The sequence below is a fragment of the Undibacterium sp. genome, from assembly GCF_030683615.1.
Lineage (GTDB): Bacteria > Pseudomonadota > Gammaproteobacteria > Burkholderiales > Burkholderiaceae_D > Undibacterium > Undibacterium umbellatum.
Map to the genome: position 1 here is coordinate 24,040 of NZ_JAUXQE010000006.1, position 17,613 is coordinate 41,652.

Sequence of the window (17,613 nt, forward strand, 5' to 3'; positions counted from 1 at the left end):
TGGTTTTCAAGGACTGAAAGCCAGCCGAAAAGGATAAGGCGATTGCTCATCCTTTTGTCAAAGTGAAACAGGATAGTAAGGGAAAGCAAGTGTTTCGTTACGACTCCGCTACTGAGCAGTAGCAACTCAGTAGCGGAAAACATTTGCTTCCCGAATGGTAGTGCCGTCGCCACAGTAGCGACATAGCTTTTGCTTATTGAGGTAATAGCGGGCGCAGTAAAGAATCTGCAAATTCATCCAGCTTGTTCATGACGCTGGGGTCATAGCAGTTGCAAGCGATAGCCAAAGCAATGTTCTTGCTGGGGATGACTCTGTTGCTGGCGTAATAGGTCAGTTCCGTACCATTATGCAAGCTGACATTGCCCAGGCCCTGGGCATTGACTACATTCCAGCCCAGACCATATTCATCAATCGGGGTATGCATAAGCTGGAAATTCGCCTTGCTCAAATAATTGCTTTGTCCTTGCAAGCCACGCAAGTGTTCACGCAAAAATACGGCATAGTCGGCCAAGTTCAAATTCAGGCCGCCAGCAGCGTTGATGAAAAATGCGTAGCGTGGGTCAATGACTGGTGGCGTGACTGTCCATTTACCTGCAACCAAGGTATGTCCGGCATTATTGTTGATGCCAGCATCTTCAGGGAATCCAAAATGAGCCTTGATGTTAAGGGGGGCGAATACTTCCCTTTGCATCAGGTTTTCATGGCTGTCACCACCAGCAATTTCTGCCATCAACCCGGCCAGGGCATAGCCTATGTTGGAATATAGCAGTTTGCTATTGGGGACATATTCTGGCGCATCCTGTAACAGTAGCACGGCTAATGCGCGACGGTCTGCCAGCAAATCGCCAGACAGCAAAGGCAAGGCTTTTTCTATGGTCGCTTCATTCACTTCGCGCGGCAGGCCCGAGCGATGACGTAGCAGTTGTTCTACTGTGACATTCAAATACTCGGGGCGAATTTGAGTGCGCCAGGCTGGAAACACTTCGACGATGGTCGTGTCCCAGCGCATTTTCTTTTGCTCTACCAAACGGCCTATCATGGTCGCCGTAGCTGCCTTTGTCAGTGAGCCAAGCTGGAACAGATCAGTGCTGAGAGTAGTCTTGTTGCTATTGATTTCCCTGGTGCCGGTGACCACACTTTCTACTTTATCCTGATTGACTATACTGACAGAAATCGCAGGCAAGTTATTGCTGCTGCGGAAGCGTTCGACTTCAGCACGCAAGGCTTCGCCAGTTAATAGTGCTATCGGCTTTTGCACTTCTGTGGTCGCGGCGGTAGTAGGCGCCGAAGGGGTTGAGCTGCCTCCGCAGGCAGTCAGTATGCCGCAAATGCAGACTGCAAGCAGTGTCAAATTCAAGCGTGTATTCATAGTCCAGCCTTATAAAGTAGGCCGTCAACGTCATCCGGATAAATGAAGGTCAGCGGCACTTTGGTGAAATACCAGGGAGCCAAACTTGGGGAGTGTTTGGGGTAGTACAGCGGGCGCAGTATTACCATTTCTTTGTCAATAGACTATGGTTTGGTGCAAGGTATAGTTTTTTGAAACGCTGAGTACCGTGTGGCAGAACTTGCAATGACAGTCTGGCGGGATGTGATGGCGATGCCTCAATCTTTACTGCTGAAATAAAGCTGCTGCAAAAAAAGCCTTTGCAAACCCTGATCTTGTCTTGCATATTTTTTACTGCTGTCTAAGTCCAGTGTATAGATTTGCCCAGCCGAATTTATATGGGAGCGCAGGAAAAAAATAGCGCCAGCGGTACATAGGGCCAGCACTGACAATAGGGCAGGCATAGACTGGCAGATCAGCACTGCGCAGTTTGCTGTCCTGTGCAGCTTTATTTTCACATAGTTCATCTGCCAATTCTGAGGCTGCGTTTGCCATGACTCATGGTGGTGAGTAATAAATTGTATTCCTTATGGTGATTGTAAAATATGCCACTATAATTGCTCTTACTTTATGCAAACGCTCGGGAAATAATATGCTGAAAAAATGGATGGTCTTTCTGCTCCTCGCATGCAGCAGTATTGCCAGCAGAGCTGCAGAGTTTCCTGTGAGTGCAGTGCCTGATCCCTTGAAGACATGGGTGCCATGGGCACTGGATGGGGTAGAGAATGCAGGTTGCCCACAGCAGGGCCAGGCAAATGACAAGCAATGCGTATGGCCAGGCGTGCTGGAAATCAAGGCCCATGCCCAGGGGGCGAGTTTTACTCAGGAATTGGAAGTCTTGCGCGACACCTGGGTTTACCTTCCTGGAAATGCGCTGCATTGGCCGCAGGATGTCAGTGTGGATGGGAAACCGCAGCCAGTCATCGCGCGTGAAGAGCTACCCATCATTAAACTGACACGCGGTACGCATAAATTGGCTGGACGCTTTTTCTGGTCTGCCGTACCAGAATTCTTGCCTTTGCCTGACAGTGCGGCCTTGCTTAAACTGGAATTGAATGGCAAGCCAGTGAGCTTCCCGGTGCGTGATGAAAACAATCAACTGTGGTTGCAGCGCAAGGCAGAAGCTGACGCTGGTGAGCAAATTCAGTTAAGGACTTTTCGCAAAATCACCGATGGCGTACCCATCATCGTAGAAACATATCTCCGCCTTGAAGTATCTGGCAAGGGGCGTGAAGTCAGTCTGAGCCGCGCGCTCTTGCCAGACCTGATCCCCTCGGAACTGCAATCGGCCCTGCCAGCTGCATTGCAGCCTGACGGCAGCATGAAGGTACAGGTAAGGGCCGGCAAATGGGATATACGCCTGCTAGCACGCCATCCGGGCGCTGTTAAAAATCTTGCTCTGCCAGAGGGGAATGGATTGATGGCGGAAGAAGAAGTCTGGTCCTATGAAGCAACACCCATGATACGTACTGCTGCGATAGAAGGACCATCCACAGTTGATCCCCAGCAAACGACATTGCCACAAGAATGGCGCAACCTGCCTGCTTATCTCATGCATGCCGGCAGTACATTTGGAATCAAAGAGATACGTCGAGGTGACAGCGATCCGGCACCCGACAAACTGTCCATGCAACGCCGTCTATGGTTAAGTTTTGACGGTTCCACCCTGACCATGAGTGATCAGATCAAGGGCGACATTAGCCGTTCCAGTCGTCTCATCATGGGTGATATAGCCCAACTGGGGCGAGTCAGCCTGTCCGGACAAGATCAGTTGATTACCCGTGGTAATGACAAACTGGCGGGCATAGAAATCAAGCGTGGCAACATCACAGTAAGTGCAGACAGCGTGGTTGGCAATGCCACACGCAAGTTATCTGCGGTGACCTGGCAGCAAGATTTTGATAAGTTAGGCATAGAATTGATATTGCCTGCTGGCTGGCGTCTATTGCATGCGGGAGGGGTCGACAAGGCAGAAGGGGCCTGGTTGTCACGCTGGAACTTGCTTGATTTTTTCGTTGTGCTGGTGATTGCGCTGGCTGCCGGAAAACTGTGGGGCAAGCAATGGGGCGTGCTTGCCTTGTTTGCTCTAGTGTTGTCATATCAGGAGATGGATGCGCCACGCTACTCATGGATAGTCTTGTTGGCGCTAACGGCTATTGTTCGGGTCTTGCCATCTGGACGCTTTCAAATCTGGATCAAACGACTGCAGCAAGCCAGCCTGCTGGTGCTGGCATTGTTGAGCCTGGCATTTGCAACCCAGCAAGTGCGATCGGCTTTGTATCCCGTGCTGGAAACGGATGGTAATGCTGACTATGGATTTCAGCGTGCTCAAGTTGATGAAGCACCTGCGCCCGCTGCATCAGTTGCTGTGCCTGCCGAGGTTAATGCGCAAGTGCAGGGCGGTGCGGAAGCACCGCCGCCCCCTCCTGTGATGAATGAAGAAAGTATGCCCATTCAAAGAGATGCGAACAAACTAGCCAAAGCCAATGCCATGAATTCATACAGCATGGTCAGATCCAAGTCGGCGACTGGATCGCGATCCACCAACTACCAGGCTATGGACCCAGATGCCAAAGTGCAGACCGGGCCTGGTTTGCCGACTTGGAACTGGCGTTCGCACCGTCTGATCTTTGATGGCCCGGTCAAACAGGATCAGCAACTGGATTTGTGGCTGTTGCCGCCTTGGGCGAATAAAATACTGGTGTTGCTGCGCCTGATTTTGTTGGGGGTCTTGCTGGTTTGCGTAAGCGATCTCTGGAAAGGTCGCGGACGCGGACCAGGCAATGCCAATGCAACTGCTACCAGCGGGTGGCGCTGGCGTGGTTTTGGCAAGACAGCGTCCATCGTGCTTATCAGCAGCCTGGCTGCCCTGGCGAGCCTGCACAGTGAACCTGTACAGGCACAAATGCCCAGTAAAGAACAACTCGAAGAACTCAAAGAGAAACTCATGCGGCCTGCCGAGTGTCTGCCAGACTGCGCAGAAATCTCGCGCATGCTGGTGCAAATCAATGGCAACAATGTCAGGCTCGGTCTGGATATCGATGCCGTTATCGAGACGAGCATTCCTTTGCCAGGTGGTATCAAGCACTGGTTGCCAAGTGATGTGCGTCTGGATGGCAAGCCTGCCCATGTACGTCGTACGGGTGATGGAACAATCTGGTTGTTGGCACCAGCAGGGCGTCACAGGCTGGAACTGACCGGCGAGTTAATGCTAAGTGATACCTTGCAGTTGCCGTTGCCGCAAAAACCAAGGCGTGTTGACATCCTGGCTGATGCCTGGGATGTTGCAGGTTTGTCTGACGACGCAGGTGTTGCAGATACCTTGCAATTCAATCGTCGCATCAAAGCCAGCAATAAGACAGAAACCTCAGCCTTACCCAGTTTTTTGCATGTCACCCGACGCTTGATATTGGACAAGGAATGGCAGGTGGAAACCACCGTGTCGCGGCACACTCCTCTGGGTCAGCCTGCTCTTGCACAAATCCCCTTATTGCCTGGTGAGGCAGTGACCACCGCCGGTTTGACAATCAAGGATGGCATGGTGGCCGTTAACCTAGGGCCTCAGACAGATAGCATCGAGTGGCGTTCAAATCTACCGCAGTCTGCGCAGATCAAGCTCAGCATTGGCAATCAAAGCCATTGGGCTGAAACCTGGATAGTCGCAGCCTCAGGTATCTGGCATTTGAGTGCGACAGGTCTGCCGCCACTGGCCAGCGATGCCAATAGCGGTGAAAACGATGGCGAACTGGTGTTCCGACCCTGGCCGGGCGAAACGCTTGCCCTGAATGTCGAGCGCCCGCAAGCCATCGCTGGTCAAACCCTGACCATCGATCAAAGCAGGCTGCTGGTCAGCCCTGGCAGCAGGGCAACCGACTATCAATTAAGCTTGCATTTGCGTAGCAGCCGTGGTGGTGACTATACCCTGACTCTGCCAGAAGGTGCAGTCCTGCAGCGTGTCAGCATCAATCACCAGGTCAGGCCATTACGTGCAAATGGCAGGCAACTGGTGTTGCCGGTTATGCCGGGTGCCCAAGACATCGAAGTGCAATGGCGTCTGGACCAGGGCATGGGAAGCAGTTATACAAGCGCTTCCGTCAATTTGCAGCAGGCGAGTGTCAACAATACGCTGCAATTGAAGTTGCCACATGATCGCTGGTTATTGCTGGCTAGTGGCCCCGGCATGGGGCCTGCCATCCTGTTCTGGGGCAAACTCATTGTCTTGCTGATGGTCGCTGTCGCTCTGGGGCGTTTTGCCGGTTTGCCTGTGACTACCCGCCAATGGCTGCTGTTGACACTGGGTTTGACACAAGTTGCCTGGTGGAGTGCTGCCCTGGTCGTGGCCTGGTTCTTTGCCTTTGCCCAGCGCGCAAAAATGACCGAAAGCGCGACCGCAAGATGGTTATTCAATCTGCGTCAATTGAGCCTGGTCGTCCTGACCATGATAATGCTTGGGGTTTTGCTGGCCGCAGTAGAAAGTGGTTTGCTGGGGCAGCCTGACATGCAAGTCAGCGGCAATGCATCCAGTGCGCATAATCTGATCTGGTATCTGGACAGAGCAACAGCGGATTTGCAAGCTGCCTGGGTATTGTCCTTGCCCATCCTGGTCTATCGCGGCCTCATGCTGATCTGGGCGCTATGGCTGGCCTGGTCATTACTGAACTGGCTGAAGTGGGGCTGGGCGGCATTTGCCAGTGGCCGTTTATGGAAACAAAAACCACGTGTACTTGAAGCTGGAGGTCCAATGCCTGAAGTGGCAGCTAATGTCGAGGCGCAAGCCGCCGATAACTCGTAGTGATGAAAAAAGTCAGGGATTGCGATCAATCCCTGACTTTTTTTATGAGTCCAGAGTAGCAAAGTATTTGCTTGAATGATCATCACTCTCTGATCTTGTGCGAAATGCTGCGGCGGGATCAAGCATACAAATATTCCGTTATTTTTGCATTTCCTGTACCTGCTGCAGAAATTGTTGAAATGATGAAGCATGCTCAGGGAATCGACTGATCCCCTCAGAAAAAATTTCTTCAGCTGCGGTCAATTTGCCCAACCTCAACAAGCATTCTCCCTTGGAAAAGAAGGCGCTCATGCCATCAGGATTAAGGTAAAGAGAAACTTCGAAATCCCTGAGTGCATATTCATAGAGAGCTAATTCCATGTAAGTGAAGGCACGGTTATCCACTGCTTCAAAGAATAAAGGAAAAAGTTCGATGGCCTTGCTATATTCTTCTATCGCCTCGATTCTCTTGCCTTGATCACCAAGAGCATAAGCGTGTTTGTAATGCTCACTGGCCTGGTGAATGATTTCTGAAATTTCTTGACCAGTGAAGTTCGCATAGCGGGGGAAATCAGTGTGTTTCAGGTACTCGACAAAACCACTCAGTTCTTCTTCTGTTGCCTGGGTATTGCCTACTCGCTCCCATCCTGAATTGAAGTTTTTTGCGTCAATCGGAGCGTGCCACACTTTCACCTTGGCCGTCTTCAAGGATGCCAAGTCCGGTTTTTTGAGAACTGATTCATACGTCAGGCAATGCGCGGTTGCATCGCCGTCTGGCCACGAGTCCAAGGCTAGAATTTTCATGGCTATCCAGCCTGGTTTTTTTTCGCGGATGATCAGGTCACCTGGGGTGAGGGCTATTGGTTGTGTGACTTCCACTTCAGGTTTCCTTTATTGAATTGTTTTGATTGGCAATCGCAGTTTAATATATTTCTATCTTTTGAATGCAAAATGCAATAGATTGACATCTTTCCAGTGCAATCAAATCTCTTCAGCACTTATGCAAGCGCCAGCAATTTACTTAAAGCCAGATTTCCTCTTCGCACCAGAGGTCTTATTTTCCAAACTTGAAAATGAAATCATCTGGGATGAAAGAATGCGCGCCCGTAAGACGGCGAGCTTTGGTGTGGCCTATGATTATTCTCAAATATCGTATGCACCGACACCCATGCCAGATTTTTTACAAGTGATTTGTCAGGCTCTGGAAGATGAATTGGGCTTCCTTCCTAATAACTGTCTGTTGAACTTTTACACAGACGGTAATTCGTCCATGGGTTTTCATTCAGATTCGACTGATGAACTGGCAGAGGGCAGTGGCGTTGCCATCATTTCGCTAGGCAGTTTGCGTCATATCGCCTATCGCAGCAAACAAGATAAAAACCAGGAGTTTTCATATCCATTGCTTCCCGGAAGTTTGTTGTATATGTCTGCAGCCATACAAAGCGAGTGGCTGCATGCCATCCCTAAAGAAGCAGGTGCTGGCGCGCGGATTAGCATGACGTTCAGGAAAATTAAGCGTTCCTGTGGATGACAGCGAGGCCCTTTGCATCTCTGGAAAAAATGCGTGGGAGATGAGCCTCTTTTAACAATAGTTTAAGAATTTTATGCACTGGATTATACAAAATAATATCTTCTCAGAAACAGGTTGGGATCAGTTGTTGCAAACGATCGATCGCTTCGGGATTTCTCATTCTGTTCACAAGGTCGTGCCATTTGTTGGCGAGCTGGAACCGCCAGCAACTATTGGTCATGATAACGTCATTTGCATAGGCTCCTATTCCATGCGTCATGCTGCCAAACGACATGGCTGGACGCCTGGGGTATTTGATTTGTTCGAGCAGGATTTCGGCCAACAGCTCAAGCATTGGGGTGAGCATATGCTCAATGCCAGTTCAGTTATCAGTAGTTTTGCCGATGCGGTTTTTACCGATGATTTCATGTTCGTACGCCCATGCAATGATTCCAAGTATTTTGCTGGACGTGTATTTTCACGCGAAGAATTTGAAACCTGGCAAATCCAGGTTTGCGATTTACAACTTGAAGATGGAAGCAGCCTGACGCCGCAGACCTTGATACAAGTCGTCAAACCTATCCTGATTTACTGCGAAGCGCGGTTTTGGGTAGTCAAGGGGTGTATTATCACCAAGTCCATTTATAAGCGTGGTGACCGGGTGATTTATTCGAGTGAAGTGGATGACAGTTTCACGCAATATGTGGAGGAGCGCATTGAAGAATGGCAACCGCATGAGGCATTTGTCATTGACGTGTGCGATACCGAGCTTGGTTTGAAAATTGTTGAAATCAATACCTTGAATTCATCAGGCTTTTATGCCGGAGATGTGCAAAAGCTTGTGCTGGCACTGGAAGAGGCTTTTAGCGTTTGACTTGCTCGTGCAGAGGAAGACCCCTCTGCACGAGTATCGACTTTTCTTGCTTTCTTACAGCGCAGTCCGCAATGCAAACAATTCCGGGAACAACACCACATCCAGCATCTTGCGCAGATAGCTGACACCTGCAGTGCCGCCCGTGCCGGTTTTGAAGCCGATGATGCGCTCTACTGTAGTGACATGACGGAAGCGCCAGATGCGGAAGGCGGTTTCCATGTCCACCAGTTTTTCTGCCAGTTCATACAAAGACCAATATTTTTCTGGTGTTTGATAGACTTGCAGCCAGGCGGCTTTGACGGACTCATTGGCGACTATGCCTTGCGACCAGTCTTGTTGCAAACGGTCTGCATCAATCGCAAAACCCTGGCGTGACAAGAGCATGATGGCTTCATCATAAATAGACGGTGTACGGAGGGAAGCATCGAGAGTTGCATGTACTTCTGGCTTGCTTTCATGGACAGTCATCAGGGTGGCGTTCTTGTTACCCAGCAGGTATTCCAGTTCACGGTATTGATGTGACTGGAAGCCTGACGATGCACCCAGGTAAGGGCGTATCGCCGTGTATTCGCTAGGGGTCATCGTCGACAGGACATCCCAGGCATGTACCAGTTGATCCATGATGCGGGCGACGCGTGACAGCATCTTGAAGGCGGGTGGCAAATCATTGCTCCGTATATGCTGGCGCACTGCATGCAGTTCATGCAGCATCAGTTTGATCCACAATTCACTGGTTTGATGCTGGACGATGAACAGCATTTCGTTGTGATTGGGTGAGCGTGGATGTTGCGCCGTCAATATCTGGTCCAGACCCAGATAATCACCATAGCTCATGGATTCACTAAAGTCCATTTGTGCGCCATGCCATGACATAGGGCATTTGCCAGCTTGTTCATTGTTGCTCATGAGGTTTCCTTAAAATGTTTTCTACCTAAAACCATATTACACAGAGACGGAGAGGTCGCACAGAGAAAGGCGAAGAGCTTTTTATGCATTTTGTTCTTCTTTGCTTTTCTCTGTGTCTCTGTGTCTCTGTGTTGAGGGGTCTTGAATCAAGTCACTGCATTTCGTTCAGCGTTGGCATCGTAGTCTTTGTTGTCGAGAATATCCCGCAAACCTTCTGCTGCATCCCAGACATCGACAAAGCTAGTGTACAGCGGCGTAAAACCAAAGCGCATGATAGCGGGTTCGCGATAGTCACCGATGATGCCGCGCTTGATCAGCGCCTGTATCACGGCATAGGCATGTGGGTGTTTGAAGCTGGCCTGGCTGCCGCGTTGCTGGTGCTGGCGAGGTGTTACCAGTTCCAGTGGGTGTGATGCACAACGGGCTTCTACCAGGGTGATAAACATATCCGTCAGTGCCAGCGATTTTTTGCGTATTGCCTGCATATCTGTCTTGCCAAAAACATCCAGTCCACAGGCAACCATGGCCAGTGACGTAATTGGCTGGGTACCGCACAGGGCGCGGCGTATGCCAGGCGTAGGTGTAAAACCCGGATCCATGGCAAAGGGGCTGGCATGACCCCACCAGCCAGACAACGGGTGATGGAATGTTTCTTGATGACGTGCAGGCACCCAGATAAATGCAGGCGAGCCAGGTCCGCCGTTCAGGTATTTATAAGTACAACCAACGGCAAAGTCAGCATTTGCGGCATTCAGTTGTACAGGAACTGCGCCAGCAGAATGGGCCAGGTCCCACAAAATCAATGCGCCATGTTGATGTGCAAGGGCAGTGACGGCAGTCATGTCATGCAGATAGCCAGTGCGGTAATTCACATGCGTGAGCATCACCAGTGCCGTGCTGTCATTGATGACTTGCGGCAGTTCTTCTGGAGAGTCGATCAACTGGATTTGATAACCGCGATCCAGCCAGCGGGTGATGCCTTCCGCCATATAGATATCGGTAGGGAAGTTGCTGCGTTCGGTAATGATGGTTTTGCGTTTGGTATCAGCCGTCTGTATCTGCAGTGCTGCGGCGATGGCCTTGAACAGGTTGACGGATGTCGTGTCGGTGACGACCACTTCATTGACTTCAGCACCAATCAAGGGAGCGAGTTGATTGCCCAGGGTGGATGGCAAATCAAACCAGCCAGCAGTATTCCAGCTCTTGATGAGATCAGTTCCCCATTCGCGGGTGATGACCTCTTGCGCTCTTTGCAGCGCTGCCTTGGGGCGGGCACCGAGGGAATTGCCGTCAAGGTAAATCACACCGACTGGCAAATCAAATTCTTCGCGCAGGGCAGCCAGCGGGTCTTGCAGATCAAGCTTTTCGCAATCGCTGCGGGTGATAGTGGTGGTTTGTGTCATTACAACAGGCTCCTTAGTATGAGGCATCGCGGGCTGGCATCAAGCCCGACAAGTTTTTTTTCAGATAAATCAATTCATGGTCTCAAGAAGCGATTTCGCAGGAGACGATGACTCGCGGAAAAATATGCAGAGATTTTATGCCGGATTGTCTGAATTTTTCTTGCAAATTGCAGTATGAAAATCAAAATTAATAGAATATTCTGCCGATTATATTTAAGATTTTGATATAAAATGCATTAATGAGTTTTTGCATTGCGCAAAGGCACCAGATTGTTTGTGTTTTTGCAATTGCTTGCTCTTCTCATCTGCTAGTAATAATAGATTAAAAGACACAGGCCCCGGCGAGATAGATAAAAGGAGGGATGCTTGCAAGTAAGCTTTTCTGCATCTTTTTTTCTCAGTGTGTCCTCTGTGCCTCTGTGTTGAGAGGTTTTGTCATCAATAAATAAGTAGATTAGTCAAATGCAACTCGACGCCACCGATCTTAAAATCCTCCAGCAATTACAGGCCGATGGCCGCATCAGCAATCAGGAGCTTGCTGATAAAGTTTTTTTATCCCCGTCATCCTGCTTGCGTCGCGTGCGCATGCTGGAAGAGGCGGGCATCATCCACCATTATTGCGCTGTCATTGATGCAGCGGCAGTCGGGCTGGAAGTGGATGCCTTTGTTCAGGTCACTATGCGCCGCGATGTGGAACAATGGCATGAGAACTTTTCGCAAGCGTTACTGCAATGGCCGGAAGTCATCGGCTCTTATATCATCACTGGCGACGCCAATTACCTGTTGCGCGTGCGTGCCCGCAATCTCAAGCATTATTCTGCTTTTGTGCTGGAACGACTTTATAAGACGACTGGCGTGCTTGATATACGCTCGAACATCGTGTTGCAAACTTTAAAGGATACACAGCAAATCGCGACCAGTTTGCTAGTGGCTGAATAATCTTCTACCGCGTTACCATCACTCTGCCATGATTTCCTTTGATATTGACGAGTATCGTTACAACCTGCGTGCAGCCGCCATCATTCTAGATGGCGACAGGGTGCTGCTGCACAAAATCGAAAGCGATGCATTCTGGTGTGTACCTGGTGGCCGGGTAAATGCAGGAGAGCTCGCTTCCACCACGGTGGTGCGGGAGATGCAGGAAGAATTGTCAGAACCTGTTAGCTGTGAAAACCTGTTGTGGACAGTTGAGAATTTTTTCTCTTATCGCGGTCAGCAGCATCATGAAATTGGTTTGTATTTCTTGGTTCGCTTGGCATCAGATTCACGCCTGCTGACAACAGTAGGCCCTTATGTGGGCAATGAAGGTGACTTGAAGCTCACTTTTGCTTGGTTCAGTCGGGCAGAGTTGGCAGATCTTGATATCCGTCCTTCCTTTTTAGCGCAGGCGCTGGCAGCTCCAGCCCTGCTCATGCAGCATGTGGTACATCGTGAGCACGCTTAAGTGGCTCAAGAAAATCAACTGCTTTGTATCTTTTTGCCATTTTCGCTTGAGGCGGGAAAAAAATAGATCCGTCCGACAGTCAACGCTTACAAGTTTTTAGGACTGGTCCGATATCTGAAAATTGGTCTTCTGATTACACTGTGTGCAGTATATTCAAAGTAAAGAAACGTAGATGGATAGCAGGAATATGCATGTATTTTTTGATGTCCCTTTTTTTTGCTTTGAACTTACACCTATCTGTACACCAGCTAAAAAGTAGGTACAGGGTTTTGAGGAATCTCGAAAATCCCCTTGCGCAATTTTCGCATTGGATTGCGGATCGTATTGCGTATTGCATTGATTAACCAGTATTCAGGAGATTTATATGAAGAACGGACGTCAGCAAGACAATTCTTTCCAGGAACGTGATCGTCAAATCAGGACGCACCATGCCAATAATGGCAGCCGTCACGAGGGCTATGGTGATAATCACGAATTCGATCAAAACAGGGATGTACGTCATGCATCCTCAAACTACACCAATGATTTTGGCCGTGAACAAATGCAAAGCCGTAACTCGGGTTCGCAAGGTTTCTACGGCGTAGACGGTGGCCGTCAGCAAGAGCCGCGCTACGCCAATGACAACGGCCGCACTTATCCTGAACAGCACGATCGTCAGAATGTAAGTCAGGCCGGCCGTTATAACGGTCAGCAATCCAGCCAGGACTTCCATAGTAGCCAGGCCAATGATGGCCGTTATCATCCTAACGACTTCGGTCAATATGAACACAATGGCGCTTCCTCTCCACGCCAGTATTCAAGCGACCGCGACGGAAATAACCGCGGCGACAGCCAGCAAGTGACGCGTGGTGGCTATGAAGATACACGTCATGGACAACATTTTGACCATGACTATCATCAGTGGCGCAATCAGCAAATCGAAGCGCTTGATAATGACTATGATGAATGGCGCAAAGAGCGCTATCAAAAATTCTCAACGGAGTTTGATACATGGCGCAATGGTCGCTCAGCCAATGCTGCAAAAAATCCGCAAGACAAGAATGTTCAAAACACGGCAAGTTCTGCTGCCGCTAGTGACAGCAATACGACGAGTAAGTCCAAGTAAGTTCGGATAGCCTGAACATTAAAAGGATGTTTGGAAATAAGGGAGGGCAGTTTTTTGCCTCCCCTGTAGCTATTTTTCAATCAAAAGTAGTTCGTAAACAACACAACAACAATCGGTGACGCCAGGCCAAGCAACATGCCTATGAATGCGTCCTGCATCGCGTCTGTCAATGTGCCGGTTATTCCGCCAAATAAAAAGCCCGCTACGGCGCCATAGCCTGCCATGATGAGATATGGCGATCTTCTTTTCCAGGTAAAAAATAGTAAGCCTATCCCGCCCCCAGTCAAAGTAGCAAGCAAGGGTGGCGGCGTTGATAAATCCGGATAGCCAGGAAAGCTTGTCCACGTCAATCCCAGAAAGGGCCAAAATAAGAGGCAAACCCAATGTGAGCCGAACAGTGGAAAAATGAAGCGCTCCAGGCATGAAAAAACAAAACGTGAAATACGTCGTGATTTCATGTCGCTGGCATATTGTGCCCTAAATTTCCTGTTTCTTTCACGTCTGGCAGCGCCCTTGCCAGTGGAAGTATTTCCGTGCCGTTGGGGAGTTTCTTGTGAAATATTTTTTAAGGGATATTTTCGTTTCATCGCTGCATCGGCAGTGCTATCAATATATTATTGATTCAAGTTTTTTTTAAATAAATCTGTTGGTTCGCCTGAATTGTTGCGCATAACTAGAGACATGTACACATATGCAAATACAAAAAAAAACCTCGTCTTGCGTGATTTTTCCATCCAAGATTTGCCATTGTATATCGCCTTACGCAGCCATCCTGATTTCCAGGTTTATTACGATGATGAGGATGTTACGCCAGAAAAAACTGCATTCCTGCTCCAGCTTTTCATACAGCAAAGCCAGGAAAACCCGCGTCAGAAGTTTCAATTGGCTATTTGTGGAAAAGATGGCGTACTCATGGGGTCATGCGGCATAAGACTGGAAGCAGCGGGGCAAGCTTCCATGGGATTTGAATTGGGTGTGCCCTGGCAACATGCGGGCAGGGCAAGAGAGGCGGCGCGGGCCATGCTGGATTTCGCTTTTTGCGGATTGCAGGTACAAAGGGTGTATGCCGAGACCCTGGCTGAAAATCGGGGAGCGACCAGCGTCTGTCAGTCGCTAGGGATGCAGCGAGCAGATGTTGATATGGCATCGCGTTTTTTCAAAGACAGAAAGTGGCAGGCTGTACTCTTTGAAATCCACGTGCAAGATTTTATGCTCCTGGCTAAAGATGGACCGGCACTTGCGGGTTGAACGCGCTGCTTGTTAGCACGCCATAGGCTATCGTCGCGGCAACAAGAGCATATGCTATCCGCGGTATCCAGTCTGCTACCTGTCTTTGTTGTAGCAACAGGCTGGCATTTTCTCCCTTGGCGTAGCGCGATAACATTTCAGGTAATTTTCCACTTGCCTCGCCAGTATGTATCAGGCCTGGTAGAGTACCGTCGTGAATGTCGGGTAAGCTGCGGACCGCATCAGCCAGCGTAGCCCCTTTTTGCATTAATGGCAAAATGCGCGCGAGCTGGCGGCGCAACAAAACATTGCTGGCCCCTTGCAAGCCTAGCGGCAGCGCATCAAACATGGGTAGGCCAGCTTCCAGCAAGAGTGCCATGCTTTGCCAGAAATCACAGAGATTGCGACGTTTATGCATCTTGCCAAATATTGGCAAGACCAATAAAAACTGATCAAGCCAGGACACTGAGGCATTTGCTGGGCGTACCTGGAAACGACGGTATGCATAGATGCCACCAGTGACCAAACCCGCAGCGAGCAGAATAGTCCTGGCGATCTGCCAAAGATAAGCCCCCATGCTCAGCGCACCTGTGACCAATTGCGGTAAGGGTGGAATGAGCAATGAAAGTATGCCCATAAGAGCAGGTAGCATCAGGCGCGATTTGATGTTGGCGATCTGTTGGGCTTTTTCCTGATAATAGCTGGCCAGTTGTCGATAAACAGGCGTGGGGTCGCCAGCCGCCAGGGCGGCTCCTATCAAGCCTGCTTCCAGCGGTGTCCATAATCCACTATGCAGGCCCGCATCAGCCAGGTTTTTACCGCGCTTGACGCCTTTCAAGGTCACTACCATTCTGTCCTGATAAGGGGAAGGCAGTTTCATCATCGGCAAGGCTTGCAAGGGTGCGATGCCAGCATGGCTTAATGCCGCCAACTGTTGCAGCAAGTCAGCGCGTATGCGGTAGGGTAAAGCCAGATGCGGCGAATTCTTCATGACTGTATTGTGCCATGAACTCTCATGAGTCCACCAAGTTCAACCGTGGCCCCAGATTAAGCTGGATAGCCTGGAGCATGTTCACGCTCATTATGTCATTGCGTGCCAAGCCTTTCGTTACATTTACTTACTACCGTAACATAATCGAGGTCAGCTTATTGCTGGCTTGGCGCGTTATTTGCTCATGAGTCATCATTAAACTGAAGGAGATCAAGATGGAATTAGCTACTACCAACAAGCGCATACACCCATTAATGGCAGGTGCGGCCTGTTCAGTCATTCTGGTGAGTCTCCTGGGTGCCGCTGCCATTACAGGCGTGTTGCCCAGTTCAAACAGCACCAATGCGCCCGCCAGCAATACCGTGCCAGCCCTGGGGGCCAATGGCAACCTGACTTATCCTGCACCAGCAGCGAATAATCAAAATCAGCCTGCAATGAATTATGCAAATACTGCGCAGACCTCACAAAACAATTATGTTGCCCCCGCTCCGGCCCCTGTCAGAGTTGCACAGAATAATAGTCATCGTCAGCCAACCAAAAATTATCCTTCGCAGCCAGCGCAGGCAAATAATAGCCCGGTCGGCATAGGGGTGGGCGCCGTGATCGGCGGCTTGATTGGTAGCCAGGTGGGTAATGGCAATGGCCGTACACTAGCAACTATCGCTGGTGCTGTAGGTGGTGGCTACGTAGGTAACGAAGTAGCGAAAAGAAATCCATAATCTGGACGTTATTTATGACGCAGGCGGCGTGTCAGAAAAAACTGGCACGCCGTTTTCATTTTAACGTGTATTCATCAGCGAACGTAATAAGTCAGCTGCGGTGCCCTTATTGGCCCAGGTTTGCGACAAATCCAGGTCACCATTGGTGCTGACGATGATGAGGATATTCTGGTTTTGCAAATCCACCAGGTTCAATATGCGTACTCCGGCTATCCAGCCCTGGCGTTCGACGATCATTGCAGGCGCAGCATTGTCGCCAGCCTTGAATGGGTAAGACCAGACGCCGATTGCACCACCGACACTATTTGGTTTGACCATCTCGTCGCGACTTTTGCCTGACAAGAATTTACCGCGCATGAAAGCCAGATCAAATGCATATAAATCAGCAAGCGTACCAAAGCTGGAGCCAGCCGGGCCATAGCTGGCAAAATTGACTGCTGGCTCAGGCTTGCCGCCAAGGGTGCCGTGGACATGGGTTTTTACGTCTGGCTGGGCGGCAGTGTAGTAGCCAACTTGTTGCATGCCTGCCGGGCTGAAGATGCGTTGCTGCAGCAAGCTCAAAAAACTTTGCTTGTTGATTTTTTCCAGCAAGGCACCAAGGACGATGTAGTCGCAATTGTTGTAGTCAAATTTGGCCCCTGGTGCGGCAGTGGATGGACCTGCACATAAGCCAGTAGCGAATTTTTGTATGTCATCGCCACTATTGGCATCCATCATATGCATGGCCGGATTGATCATTTCATTATACAAGCCGGAATAATGCGTCAGCAGTTGGCGCAGGGTTGCGCTGCGTGCCTGCACATTGGGGTAATCAGGCCAATATGTACCCAGTGTCTGATCAAGTTGCAGCTTGCCTGCTTCCACCTCCTGCATGACCAGGATCGCTGTCATCTGTTTGGTGATGGACGCAAAGCGGAAGGTTTGGCGGGTGTCGGTGACATTGCCAAACGCCTTTTCCAGTAATACCTTGTCGCCACGCGCAGCAAATACCAGGCCCTGGAAGCCGCTGTTTTTCAGATTTTTTGCAGCATCCTCCAGGCTGGGGATAGCTTTAGGGCTTGCTGCCAGGCTGGTGGTGGCATGCAAACCCAATGCCAGCAAGCTTGCGGCCAGTAAGCGCAGGGTGCGTTGTATAGTTAGACTGTGTCTTGTCACGACAGGCTCCATTCATTAAGGAATATGCATATCATACAATTTTTGCATCTCAGCATAGTTTAACAAATGTATCGCCAGGACATGCGCTGGCAGCTTGTTGCCACCTATAATGTTTTGGTTC

At 49.9% G+C, this 17,613-nt stretch carries 16 protein-coding genes; 8 read left to right on the forward strand and 8 right to left on the reverse strand.

The window, feature by feature from the left end:
* Positions 1-193 precede the first annotated feature (193 nt).
* A complete protein-coding gene (locus tag Q8K39_RS03110) occupies positions 194-1,369 on the reverse strand; it encodes a serine hydrolase (protein WP_305258248.1) in 1,176 nt (391 codons plus the stop codon).
* A 236-nt stretch (positions 1,370-1,605) separates the two neighbouring features.
* Positions 1,606-1,854 (reverse strand): hypothetical protein, encoded by a 249-nt coding sequence (locus tag Q8K39_RS03115; protein WP_305258249.1) that lies wholly within the window; start codon positions 1,852-1,854, stop codon positions 1,606-1,608.
* Between the two features lie 125 nt (positions 1,855-1,979).
* On the opposite strand from Q8K39_RS03115, the gene Q8K39_RS03120 reads away from it, so the two are divergent.
* Positions 1,980-6,179: a hypothetical protein gene (locus Q8K39_RS03120; protein ID WP_305258250.1), complete on the forward strand. Its 4,200-nt coding sequence runs from the start codon at positions 1,980-1,982 to the stop codon at positions 6,177-6,179.
* A 138-nt stretch (positions 6,180-6,317) separates the two neighbouring features.
* On the opposite strand, the gene Q8K39_RS03125 is transcribed toward Q8K39_RS03120, so the two are convergent.
* The gene (locus tag Q8K39_RS03125) at positions 6,318-7,037 is read right to left on the reverse strand and encodes a tetratricopeptide repeat protein (RefSeq protein ID WP_305258251.1); all 720 of its coding nucleotides are present in this window, start codon (positions 7,035-7,037) and stop codon (positions 6,318-6,320) included.
* A 25-nt stretch (positions 7,038-7,062) separates the two neighbouring features.
* On the opposite strand from Q8K39_RS03125, the gene Q8K39_RS03130 reads away from it, so the two are divergent.
* Both Q8K39_RS03130 and Q8K39_RS03135 read left to right on the forward strand, forming a co-directional pair.
* Entirely contained in the window at positions 7,063-7,689 is a 627-nt protein-coding gene (locus Q8K39_RS03130) for an alpha-ketoglutarate-dependent dioxygenase AlkB (protein WP_305258252.1), read from the forward strand.
* A 127-nt stretch (positions 7,690-7,816) separates the two neighbouring features.
* Positions 7,817-8,542 carry an ATP-grasp domain-containing protein gene (locus tag Q8K39_RS03135; protein ID WP_186954098.1) on the forward strand — a complete coding sequence of 242 codons (726 nt, stop codon included), beginning with the start codon at positions 7,817-7,819 and terminating at the stop codon, positions 8,540-8,542.
* A 54-nt stretch (positions 8,543-8,596) separates the two neighbouring features.
* Here Q8K39_RS03135 and kynA read toward each other — a convergent pair whose 3' ends face one another.
* Both kynA and kynU read right to left on the reverse strand, forming a co-directional pair.
* Entirely contained in the window at positions 8,597-9,448 is an 852-nt protein-coding gene (gene kynA, locus Q8K39_RS03140; protein WP_305258253.1) for a tryptophan 2,3-dioxygenase, read from the reverse strand.
* A 146-nt stretch (positions 9,449-9,594) separates the two neighbouring features.
* The gene (gene kynU / locus Q8K39_RS03145; protein WP_305258254.1) at positions 9,595-10,851 is read right to left on the reverse strand and encodes a kynureninase; all 1,257 of its coding nucleotides are present in this window, start codon (positions 10,849-10,851) and stop codon (positions 9,595-9,597) included.
* A 462-nt stretch (positions 10,852-11,313) separates the two neighbouring features.
* On the opposite strand from kynU, the gene Q8K39_RS03150 reads away from it, so the two are divergent.
* The 3 genes from Q8K39_RS03150 (at position 11,314) to Q8K39_RS03160 (ending at position 13,400) form a co-directional block, all read left to right on the forward strand.
* A complete protein-coding gene (locus Q8K39_RS03150) occupies positions 11,314-11,790 on the forward strand; it encodes an Lrp/AsnC family transcriptional regulator (protein WP_186954101.1) in 477 nt (158 codons plus the stop codon).
* Positions 11,791-11,818: 28 nt separating this feature from the next.
* Complete coding sequence (locus Q8K39_RS03155; RefSeq protein WP_305258255.1) at positions 11,819-12,295, forward strand: NUDIX hydrolase; 477 nt, start codon at positions 11,819-11,821, stop codon at positions 12,293-12,295.
* A 364-nt stretch (positions 12,296-12,659) separates the two neighbouring features.
* Positions 12,660-13,400 (forward strand): hypothetical protein, encoded by a 741-nt coding sequence (locus Q8K39_RS03160; protein WP_305258256.1) that lies wholly within the window; start codon positions 12,660-12,662, stop codon positions 13,398-13,400.
* An 80-nt stretch (positions 13,401-13,480) separates the two neighbouring features.
* Here Q8K39_RS03160 and Q8K39_RS03165 read toward each other — a convergent pair whose 3' ends face one another.
* On the reverse strand, positions 13,481-13,987 hold the full coding sequence (locus Q8K39_RS03165) for a hypothetical protein (protein WP_305258257.1): 507 nt from the start codon (positions 13,985-13,987) through the stop codon (positions 13,481-13,483).
* Positions 13,988-14,081: 94 nt separating this feature from the next.
* Between Q8K39_RS03165 and Q8K39_RS03170 the strand changes: the two genes are divergently transcribed.
* A complete protein-coding gene (locus tag Q8K39_RS03170; RefSeq protein ID WP_305258258.1) occupies positions 14,082-14,648 on the forward strand; it encodes a GNAT family N-acetyltransferase in 567 nt (188 codons plus the stop codon).
* Here Q8K39_RS03170 and Q8K39_RS03175 read toward each other — a convergent pair.
* A complete protein-coding gene (locus Q8K39_RS03175) occupies positions 14,620-15,618 on the reverse strand; it encodes a type II secretion system F family protein (RefSeq protein ID WP_305258259.1) in 999 nt (332 codons plus the stop codon). The genes Q8K39_RS03170 and Q8K39_RS03175 overlap by 29 nt on opposite strands.
* 215 nt (positions 15,619-15,833) lie before the next feature.
* Here Q8K39_RS03175 and Q8K39_RS03180 point away from each other — a divergent pair, with 215 nt between their 5' ends.
* A complete protein-coding gene (locus Q8K39_RS03180) occupies positions 15,834-16,337 on the forward strand; it encodes a glycine zipper 2TM domain-containing protein (protein ID WP_186954107.1) in 504 nt (167 codons plus the stop codon).
* A gap of 60 nt (positions 16,338-16,397) precedes the next feature.
* Here Q8K39_RS03180 and Q8K39_RS03185 read toward each other — a convergent pair whose 3' ends face one another.
* Positions 16,398-17,492: a serine hydrolase gene (locus tag Q8K39_RS03185; RefSeq protein ID WP_305258260.1), complete on the reverse strand. Its 1,095-nt coding sequence runs from the start codon at positions 17,490-17,492 to the stop codon at positions 16,398-16,400.
* Positions 17,493-17,613: the final 121 nt, after the last annotated feature.

Excerpts from the sequence above, each read along its gene's own strand:
- Q8K39_RS03110 (WP_305258248.1), bottom strand. The coding sequence starts at position 1,369 with ATGAATACACGCTTGAATTTGACACTGCTTGCAGTCTGCATTTGCGGC.
- kynA (WP_305258253.1), bottom strand. The coding sequence starts at position 9,448 with ATGAGCAACAATGAACAAGCTGGCAAATGCCCTATGTCATGGCATGGC.
- Q8K39_RS03170 (WP_305258258.1), top strand. The coding sequence starts at position 14,082 with ATGTACACATATGCAAATACAAAAAAAAACCTCGTCTTGCGTGATTTT.
- Q8K39_RS03155 (WP_305258255.1), top strand. The coding sequence starts at position 11,819 with ATGATTTCCTTTGATATTGACGAGTATCGTTACAACCTGCGTGCAGCC.
- Q8K39_RS03120 (WP_305258250.1), top strand. The coding sequence starts at position 1,980 with ATGCTGAAAAAATGGATGGTCTTTCTGCTCCTCGCATGCAGCAGTATT.
- kynU (WP_305258254.1), bottom strand. The coding sequence starts at position 10,851 with ATGACACAAACCACCACTATCACCCGCAGCGATTGCGAAAAGCTTGAT.
- Q8K39_RS03165 (WP_305258257.1), bottom strand. The coding sequence starts at position 13,987 with ATGAAACGAAAATATCCCTTAAAAAATATTTCACAAGAAACTCCCCAA.
- Q8K39_RS03160 (WP_305258256.1), top strand. The coding sequence starts at position 12,660 with ATGAAGAACGGACGTCAGCAAGACAATTCTTTCCAGGAACGTGATCGT.
- Q8K39_RS03115 (WP_305258249.1), bottom strand. The coding sequence starts at position 1,854 with ATGAACTATGTGAAAATAAAGCTGCACAGGACAGCAAACTGCGCAGTG.
- Q8K39_RS03180 (WP_186954107.1), top strand. The coding sequence starts at position 15,834 with ATGGAATTAGCTACTACCAACAAGCGCATACACCCATTAATGGCAGGT.
- Q8K39_RS03150 (WP_186954101.1), top strand. The coding sequence starts at position 11,314 with ATGCAACTCGACGCCACCGATCTTAAAATCCTCCAGCAATTACAGGCC.
- Q8K39_RS03175 (WP_305258259.1), bottom strand. The coding sequence starts at position 15,618 with ATGAAGAATTCGCCGCATCTGGCTTTACCCTACCGCATACGCGCTGAC.